Here is a 9,140-nt window from a genome sequence, read left to right on the forward strand (position 1 = left end):
GAATCTCAATTACATTAATTGGTTCTACTAGCTTGATGGCTATGGGGTCTGACCCCTTGCAGATATTGGTAGTGAAACGGACAAGCTATGTTGCTAAGGAGGTTGATTCGAGTCATTTACACATATTGGTATATAATATTATATAAATAGTTTGAATTGGAGGTATTAGATATGGAAATTAAAAGCAAAGAGATATATGACATTTTTTTAGGCTTATCATATAGTCAATTAAAGAATTTATTAGATGAGTAGTTATTAAATATTATTATACTTAATAGCTACTTTTTTATTGGAAAAATACCATTTTTATTCGATATCAAGAAAATTGATTACAACTTGTTGATGGTTTTCTCCCGTTTTTTTTGTGAGGAGACGGCTAACTTGCTTATTAAGGAAATTAAATAAAATTAAGAGAAAAGACTTGGAGTAAACTTAGTATAATAAGTGTTGAGATATTATAACAATCAATCATTTTATGAAAAATTAATGAATTAATAATATTTAGGTATTTGAAAAATAATTATTATATATTTTGACGGTAATATTTTATTTAGATACAACTATAAAGATAAAACTTAAAAATAAAACAAACATCCCCTATATTAAATAAATAATATAGAGGTTTTTGTGTGTGATAAAATTTATTATAGGATTAACCTTGGTGCTTGTATCACTGACCTAGAGCTATTAATGTTAAAACATCCGGTAGGGGTGATTCGCCTGAACTATTAGTACTACTAACCTTATAATAGTACTTTTTAGAAGGGGACAAATCACTACTTCTGAATGTATTTAAATTACCTTTATAAATAGGAGTATACGTTCCATCTACGCTATCTGATCTTTATAGCGTATAGAAAGTGGCTCCAAGAACTTTATTCCAGGAGAGTTCTGCAAAATTTGATGTTGTTGAAGTTACATTAAGTCCCATTAAAGAATCATGAGTCAGTGAGTCGTCAACAATCATGATCCAATTAATCAATGGATCTTGTGAAGCAGTATTTCTTATTGTTATATTTATGCTTCCATCAGTTACGGAAATATTTTTTACAGTAAAATTGTAGGTAAGGTCCTTGCCTGCAGATGAAGTACTACTATTTTCGCCATTAAGATATCTTAGCGTTGAAAAAATGTCTCCACCGGTGGAACCTGATGTATTAGTATTTGTTCCTACAAAGCCCCATGGAGTAGCATCACCATCATTATATGCTTGATCAACAACACTCTTATTCGCAAGTGTATCCTGCATGTAGGAAGTAATTAGGTTATAATCACTTGTTCTATAACCACTACTATTTACGAAGTATAATGTTTTGTCAGGAATAGCTGTAATTTTAAAGCTTATAGTTTTGTTATTATATTTAGGAAGTGTAACCTGCAAAGTATATAAGCCTGGTAGTGAAAATGATGCATTAGTGATTGAAACAGAATTTAATGACCATGTTACAGGGGTTGTTTTTGTAACTCCATTTTGGTTAACTTTTAGTTAAAGGATCATTAGTAAATAGGATTACCTTTTTTATCAACCAATGTAGTTCCGGGGGTAATCGATGATAATTTCTTATTAGCTTTCTTATTTATAGCATCAAGTGGATCTGATACCACTGATGTATCTGAAATTGAGGTTGCTACCGATTCAACTGGTGACTCAGTTGCTGCTGAAACAGTTGCTACTGGTATAAAAGTAAGAGATGAATTATTTAGTATAATAACGGGTTATTTTGATTTATTATGAAAATTTAAAGGAATATGGCATAAGGGTGCAGAAAGATTGTTAATAGAATGGTTTAGAAGTAGTTATGAGTATTATGTATATAATTGGAACAAAACTAGATAAACTCTGGTACCAATTTATCATATATATATTAATTTAGGTGAGGGAAAAGGTGAGAGGATGTCAGTAGAAAATTATATTAAGAGTAATGTAGGAAATGCATTTGAAAAGGTATATGTAGTACCTGAAATTCCAGAAAAGAAATTAAATAATGCAATTTCAGCTATAGCACCAAGTGTAAACCCAGAGTACGTTTTAGCAATAGCTGATTCAACTCTCTTTGGTAGTGCAAAAGAAGGAATAGTTTTTACTGGTGATACTATGTATATGAGATATGTACTAGAGGAAAAACAAAAATATAAATTTGAAAATATAATAAAATCAGAATTTGAACTTACTACAAAACAAAAGAGTAACGGAAAAGTTGAAGAACAAAAACATATATATATACATCTAAATGATGAAAGAAAAATAGAGTTAAACTCCAATATGTTTGGAGTAAATTATGAGAAATTAACAGATTTAATCAATGGAATAATTAATGAAGCAGGACAAACAAAGTCATATGAAAATACATCTCAAATGCTTCCACTTGCATCTATGGATAATGGAATAAAAGATGCATACATTAAAACAATATGTAATTTTGCATATTCAGATGATGATATGATTGATTCTAAAGAATATGCTGAAATAATCTCACTAATAGTTAGAATTGACTATAATAGCGAGAATCGCTTGAAAATAAAAAGTTATTTGTGTGATATCTCAGAGAGTGAAGAAACAGATAATTTAATTCAATATCTTAATGACAATGTTCCAGATGGAAGCTTGGATGTTATAAAGAAATCACTTATAAAAGATATACTATATATATATAAAATTCAAAATGACATTAACAGTTGGATGGAAAATGACTTTTTAACTTCATTACAAGTTAAATTTGAAATTGAAGACAAACAAATTAAATTAATTATAGCAGCAATTAAAACTGATGAAGAAATTTTAGAATTAAGAAAAAATGATAGTGAAATAAAAAAGTCTATGAAGGATTTAGCAGCTAAGGCAAGTGCAGTAGGTGTTCCATTAGCAGCTATTTATTTCTCGGGATCTGTAGTAGGTATGAGTGCTGCAGGAATTACATCTGGATTAGCAACTGTTGGAATGGGGGGTGTATTAGGATTTTCAGGAATGGTTACTGGAGTTGGTGTAGTAGTTTTACTTGGTGTTGGTACATATAAGGGAATTAAAAAATTTGCAGGTATTGGTGATTTAGAAAATAATAAACAAAGAGAAATGATGCTGCAAGCTATAATTAAAAACTCTCAAAAATCACTAGATTATCTTATAGAAGATATTAATGAAATTTCAAAATTGCTTATGGAAGAGATAAAACATGGTTTAGAAACTTCAAAGAAAATTGAAAAACTATCAGCCATATTATCTATGATGAGTAAAGGTGCTAAAGTAACATCACAAAAAATAAATTATGCAGAAAGTGAAGCTATGATTTCTCATCTACCAAACACATTAGATATGACTAGACTTGATGAATTGACAAGTGAAGCAACTAAAGAAAAATTACGTGGTTATATATTATCTTGCTATATTGAGAAGGAAGCAAACAATGAGGATGAAGAAAGAAAGAGTACAGAATTTATACTTAATGATAAGCTTCCTTTAAATCAACTAGAACAGCTATACTCAGTTTTTGAGGCTATTGGATATACAAACATAAAGGACGCAGCGTTAGCATCAGCAAAAGGAGTAGCTAAAAATTTAGTTAAAAACATTTTTGGGAATTAGACATTTAAGTGGAAAAACATTAGTAGGTGGTGTGAAATGTCCAAGAAAGATATATGCGATGAAGTATTAGAACAAGCTGGGAAAGCAATGTTAGTTCAAAAGCATCAAGGAGAAGGTATAGAGAATCAATTATCTAAAATTCAGTCATCACTTAATAACTTATCAGAAATTAATATGGATAATTTAGATAATCTTGATTTACTAATTATGCAAGCTGAATTGTTATGTGAAGAACAATGTATAGATACAAGTGACTACGAAACTCATATTAAAGAAGTAGTTGCATTGACAGAAGAAGAAAAATCACAAATTCAGGTTGAAAATCTTAAAATGCTTAGTACAGTTGGAGGTAATGATAATATTAGTTGGCAAGAATATATGGAAAGTATTAGTCAGTATGCAGATAAAAATAATATTGATTTCTCAAAAGATCCGTTTGAGAGCTTAATGAGCGAATGGGAAAGAGCAGAGTTAGGCAAGAGAATAAGAGAAGACTATACAATGAAAAAAGCAAATTGTGATAAGTATGACTATCTTATTGCAGCTTTTTGTGGCGTTGCTACAGGTTTAATTGATGCTTTTTTTGTAGGGATGCCACATGACAGTAAATTAGGAGATTGGACTGATGATAAGGTTGATGGGCTAGTAAATAAGTTTGCACAAAGTGTATGGAGGACTGATAAAAAGAATGGACTTAATAGTTCAAAGTCAGTACCAGAGGGCATTGCAAGTGCAATTGGATTTCTTGAACGTAGATTTAAAGTGAATTATGATGCTAGATATGCATCTGATTTAAATTTAGGTGATAGTGTATTTAATATGAGTGCAAAAAATCACCATTTAAAGTCTTTAGGACATTCACCTGATTTAATTGGACTATTCTTTTCAATTTTAGATCAATTTACAGGTAAAAGCAGTTTTATTTCAGATGGTAGAATTATTAGAGTTGAACCAGTAGGAAATGAGTTTGAGTTAAGAGGAGGAAACTTCATTTCTAAACTTTTTTCTGGTTTCTGCAATTGGTTAGGACATATTATGTCTGATATTTCTGGCTCAAGTGGAACTAGAGGACATAGTAAAAATGGAAGAGGAGCAGGGGTTCCTATCCCATTCTTTGAAATGTTTCAGTTGTGTAAATTTGGTTCCTTTAATGTAAATGGTGAACAGAAAAACTTGGCAGAATTGTCTGTTAAGGTCTTTGAATCAGGCTATGATGCAAGACATGGGGCAACTATGGTAATACCAGTTGTAATTAATGAGATTATGATTAGGTTACTTTGGGCAATCAAGAGTCATTTTTATCATGAGCGTAGCTGGAAAGAATCTATGCCATTTGGCAATAAACCAGAACTCAGACGTATGCTTTTAGTAGGTCATGGCTCATTATGTCTTGTAGATGGAATAGATGCAGGATTGCGTTCAGGTGGTAATATATTAACATTTTCACTTCATTTAAATTTAGTAGCATGGTCAAGATTTGCCTTTGCAGGATTACAAGAAATACGTGTTATTTACAATCAAAATGCTTTAGATGTTGTATCTATGGATGTAGACTTGGAACGAGAGTGGAATCATCTATATGGTGAAGTATAAAAATTTAATTATTTGGTTTTAAAATACTATAAGGACCTTTCTAGTGCGAATTAAAAAAAGTTATTTTTGTTTCTACTTAAAAGTTTTCATATTATCAACACAGAATATATTTATATATTTACTTTTTTTAGGATGATGATACGACCCAATTAATGAAATTGGCAACGTAGTGGAGAAACTCTATTACTATAGTTTTAGAATAGTTACATTTAATAAAGGAAAATATTTATTATAAAAAAAGGAATTTGAAATTTTTTGTAGAATATTATTATTTATACATATATTACAAACTTTAAAGGGCAATTTAAGTATTGCTTTTGTAGTACCTAGCTAGATTTTTCATTAAGTCAATTTGTTTAAGTAGTTGAGGTAAATAAAACTAAGATATAATAAAAATGGGGGATGTTAAGATGAGTTTAATAAAACTAATCACAAAAATAGGCATAGGAGCAGGTGCGTGTGTGATAGCAGTAACTGCACTACCAATTGCAGGCGCAGTAGGAGTGATTTCTGCTACTGGAGCTGGAGTAGCAGCAGTAGTAGGTGGAGTTGCAGCTACAATTGATCATGTATCAGAAGAAAAAAAGGACTAAATAAATTGTAAATTATCATGGATTTGTTATTATTATAATAAAAGATTAAAATTACCATAGGATATGACAGAAAGTAGGGATTTTATTATCCCTGCTTTCTTGTCATATCTTTTTTATTAAATAGGTTTTCAATTTATAATAGTTTTTTAAGGAGCTTTCATATATGCCTTAGGGAAAAGGCCCTTAGCAAAACCAATTGTGGTTATAATTTGTTCATGTACACCGGAGGGATTTTATGAGCGAAGTGAATTTTCTAGACATGATTGTTTATTTTATTAAATGGAGTGCTCTTAGATATATCATTGATTAGCTTAAGAAATTTACGCATAATGATTATCATAAAATAATATTAATATGAACATATAGAGTAAGGAGCAGTTCATAATTTGCTATGTACATAATCTAGATGTTGCACAGATGATTGAAACAGATTCTATTATTATTCATGGAATTGAAGTATTGGAAATGAATTATGATTATGATTTAGTAAACGAAAAAAAAATTCTGCAGAAATTTTTGGATAAAAGTGTTTATCTTTATGAAAAGAATGGAAAGCAAGAATATAGACTTTTAAGTACTATGGGTGGGTTGATCTTCGAGAATGTTGATACAAAGGAAATTATCATTAATCCTATAGGAAAAATCGTTTTACCTAAGATTACGGATGAGTTAATTGTTAAACCAGCTTTGGTATGGAAAATTGCACCTTGTAAGAAGAGTGAAATAGAAGTTTCATATATAACTAAGGGGCTTAATTGGACAGCCGAATATGTGATAAATACTAAAAAGGATTTTCTAGATATTTCTGGATGGGTAAATATTAATAATACTTCAGGTACAACATTTGAAAATACTAAGTTAAAGCTAATATCAGGAATTGTTAATAGAACATCAAATAAAAAAAATATATATGTTAAACTTGATTCACCAATGAAAATTAATCCGATTAGTGGAACTAATTTTTCAGAAAGATCATTTAATGATTACCATCTTTATACGATGAGTAGGCAAACTACACTTAAAGATAACCAATCAAAAGAGATTAGCTTTATAAATATGGAAAACATTTCATATTAAAAATACTATGAATATTATCAATACTCTAATTGTGGAAGTCCTAATATTATTTTAGAAATAGAAAACAAAGAAGAGAATGGGTTAGGGATACCACTGCCAGCAGGAAATATAAAAGTATATTCACAAAATGAAGATGATAGTAATATGGAATTTGTTGGTGAAAGCGCCATAAAGCACACTCCTAAAGAAGAAATAATTCTTTGTGAAAAGGAAAGATTTTTAAAAATGTGTAAGGATTCTCCTTTCGTTATAATTGGGTTTATTAAGAATACTTTTATGAATAAAGTTAACACAATTCAATTATGGGAAAAAGATGCTATTATTGAAAACATAGTACAAGCAAGAAATAGCGCTCGGTGGCCTATGCATCCAGTAAATTGGATGAGGCTTAATAACAACGCCTACTTTAACGATATGGTTAATCAAATAAAGAAAATAATTTAATAAAAGAATGAAGGCTAAAGTGTAAAACAAATTGATTATAAAGATTTATATGTAAATTTATAGACTAAATAATTTAGAAAGTAGAAAAATGGAATACTTATAAAAATAAAGATATCTGCGGATATCTTTATTTTTATTTTATCTTGGTATCCTAAAAAACGGATACCATTAGTCTTATAATAAAATTATATTAGATGTTAGGGTGGTAAATAAAGAATCTAATGAAGTAGTAGATGGGTAATGGAAAAAATAAGATGATATTAAAAAGGAGTGGATAAATTTGAAAATTAATCATTATTGGCCAAAGTGTAATCTAATAAATGGAGAATGGGTTGACGAGTGTATTGATTCTTATTGGCTAGAATGTTCATATGAAGAAGCAGAAAAATATGTGTTTCCATATTTGATTCCTGAACAGATAGAAACAAGTAAAAGGATTTGGGAACAGGGTAAAAGAAAAGATTTTAAAAAAAGTGATCGCTTTTGTTTTCTTGTTTCAAAGGATTCTCAATTGAGTTACATTTACATTGTTGGTATTGCTAATTTTAAGAGAATTGTAAATATACTTAATGTATGGTAATTATGGTATAATAAAATAAATTTTATTACTAACCTTTAAAATAATGGTGATTTATATGAGGAGGATGAAATGATAACTAAAAAGACAGTATTACTATTTTTATTAAGCAATTACGCTGATTGGGAAGCCGGTTATGTAGCTGCTGAATTGAATTGTGACGATGAAAACAATCCTTACTGCATTAAAACCATCAGCTTATCCAAGGAGCCAGTGCACTCAATCGGAGGAATTAAGGTATTACCGGATTATTCTCTGGAAACAGTACCTGAAGATTATGAAGCACTAATACTTATTGGTGGTACAGGCTGGCGGGCATACGAGTCCAATAAAATTGTTCCTTTGGTAAAAGCAACATTACAAAAGGGCAAGACTATTGCAGGAATTTGTGATGGGTCCGTTTTTCTGGCAAAGCATGGGTTTCTTAATGATGTTAAGCATACTTCAAACGATTTAGAGGACTTAGAAAAATACGCTGCCAAGGAATATACCAATGCGCAAAGTTATGTAAACGAACCTGCTGTGATAGATGGTAACATTATAACTGCAAATGGATCAGCACCTCTTGAATTTGCCAGACTCATTTTCAGCAAACTTCATTTAGATTCTGAGGAAGTTATAAAGCGGTGGTATGATTTTAATAAACTAGGCCAAATCGAGTTCGAAAAAATGCATTCTACTTTTTATTCCCTAATCCAAGAAAAAACATACTTCATATTCTCAGTCAACGCTAGCTTCGGCTTAGATGCCGTATTAAAATGACCTTTAATACCTTTTTCTTTAAGTGGAAAATCAAAGTGTGCTGCGGCAATCCCCATATCTACTCTTTGGATATCGTGGGGGAATCTATCGCTATATAAAGATTCTTTATATTTATAAAAATGGAAGTCACTATCTTTAAGAAGTATTCTCCACGGTTGTTTATTTGATGCTGATGGGGCTTGTGGCATCGCTGCAACAACTATGCTATGCCATGATATGATAGCATAGTTATTGAAACCTCAGCATTTGGAAGTAGTGATGGCAGGGTATCCAGTAAACTTTCAAAAGATAATAAGGTAGTTTTACTTCACGGTAGTTCGAAGTATGTTTACTAAAAAAATTAGGTATTAAATTTCAACTTGAACTTAGAGCTTAAGATTAATCAAAACAAATTATATTTATAATTTACATATAGTGCGAGCTGCGAAGCAGCACGTTAATGCGTGTTGTTTCCTCTTGAGAATGGAAGTAATTCTATTTTCATTAGTAAGCTATTAACATACAGTAGGAAAAT

9 protein-coding genes are annotated in these 9,140 nt (G+C 30.3%); 7 read left to right on the top strand and 2 right to left on the bottom strand.

Going from position 1 to position 9,140, the window contains the following annotated elements:
- Positions 1-844: 844 nt before the first annotated feature.
- Positions 845-1,381, bottom strand: a complete 537-nt coding sequence (locus Q0649_RS19270) for a hypothetical protein (RefSeq protein WP_298845742.1) — start codon at positions 1,379-1,381, stop codon at positions 845-847.
- Positions 1,382-1,894: 513 nt separating this feature from the next.
- On the opposite strand from Q0649_RS19270, the gene Q0649_RS19275 reads away from it, so the two are divergent.
- The 7 genes from Q0649_RS19275 (at position 1,895) to Q0649_RS19305 (ending at position 8,626) form a co-directional block, all read left to right on the top strand.
- Entirely contained in the window at positions 1,895-3,580 is a 1,686-nt protein-coding gene (locus tag Q0649_RS19275) for a hypothetical protein (protein WP_298845743.1), read from the top strand.
- A gap of 36 nt (positions 3,581-3,616) precedes the next feature.
- Positions 3,617-5,173, top strand: coding sequence for a hypothetical protein (locus Q0649_RS19280; protein WP_298845745.1), 1,557 nt, complete (start codon positions 3,617-3,619; stop codon positions 5,171-5,173).
- Between the two features lie 410 nt (positions 5,174-5,583).
- Entirely contained in the window at positions 5,584-5,766 is a 183-nt protein-coding gene (locus Q0649_RS19285) for a hypothetical protein (RefSeq protein WP_298845747.1), read from the top strand.
- A gap of 417 nt (positions 5,767-6,183) precedes the next feature.
- Positions 6,184-6,843, top strand: a complete 660-nt coding sequence (locus Q0649_RS19290) for a DUF4139 domain-containing protein (RefSeq protein WP_298845749.1) — start codon at positions 6,184-6,186, stop codon at positions 6,841-6,843.
- A 144-nt stretch (positions 6,844-6,987) separates the two neighbouring features.
- Positions 6,988-7,287: a hypothetical protein gene (locus Q0649_RS19295; protein WP_298845751.1), complete on the top strand. Its 300-nt coding sequence runs from the start codon at positions 6,988-6,990 to the stop codon at positions 7,285-7,287.
- 280 nt (positions 7,288-7,567) lie between these two features.
- Entirely contained in the window at positions 7,568-7,867 is a 300-nt protein-coding gene (locus tag Q0649_RS19300) for a hypothetical protein (protein WP_298845753.1), read from the top strand.
- A 69-nt stretch (positions 7,868-7,936) separates the two neighbouring features.
- The gene (locus Q0649_RS19305; protein ID WP_298845755.1) at positions 7,937-8,626 is read left to right on the top strand and encodes a type 1 glutamine amidotransferase family protein; all 690 of its coding nucleotides are present in this window, start codon (positions 7,937-7,939) and stop codon (positions 8,624-8,626) included.
- On the opposite strand, the gene Q0649_RS19310 is transcribed toward Q0649_RS19305, so the two are convergent.
- The gene (locus tag Q0649_RS19310; protein ID WP_367179418.1) at positions 8,548-8,847 is read right to left on the bottom strand and encodes a nitroreductase family protein; all 300 of its coding nucleotides are present in this window, start codon (positions 8,845-8,847) and stop codon (positions 8,548-8,550) included. The genes Q0649_RS19305 and Q0649_RS19310 overlap by 79 nt on opposite strands.
- Between the last annotated feature and the right edge of the window lie 293 nt (positions 8,848-9,140).

This window comes from uncultured Clostridium sp. (genome assembly GCF_937920395.1).
GTDB lineage: Bacteria > Bacillota > Clostridia > Clostridiales > Clostridiaceae > Clostridium_AD.

Bases quoted from the DNA above. Each gene is read 5' to 3' on its own strand.
- Q0649_RS19290 (WP_298845749.1), top strand. From the start codon at position 6,184: ATGATTGAAACAGATTCTATTATTATTCATGGAATTGAAGTATTGGAA.
- Q0649_RS19280 (WP_298845745.1), top strand. From the start codon at position 3,617: ATGTCCAAGAAAGATATATGCGATGAAGTATTAGAACAAGCTGGGAAA.
- Q0649_RS19275 (WP_298845743.1), top strand. From the start codon at position 1,895: ATGTCAGTAGAAAATTATATTAAGAGTAATGTAGGAAATGCATTTGAA.
- Q0649_RS19285 (WP_298845747.1), top strand. From the start codon at position 5,584: ATGAGTTTAATAAAACTAATCACAAAAATAGGCATAGGAGCAGGTGCG.
- Q0649_RS19295 (WP_298845751.1), top strand. From the start codon at position 6,988: ATGGAATTTGTTGGTGAAAGCGCCATAAAGCACACTCCTAAAGAAGAA.
- Q0649_RS19305 (WP_298845755.1), top strand. From the start codon at position 7,937: ATGATAACTAAAAAGACAGTATTACTATTTTTATTAAGCAATTACGCT.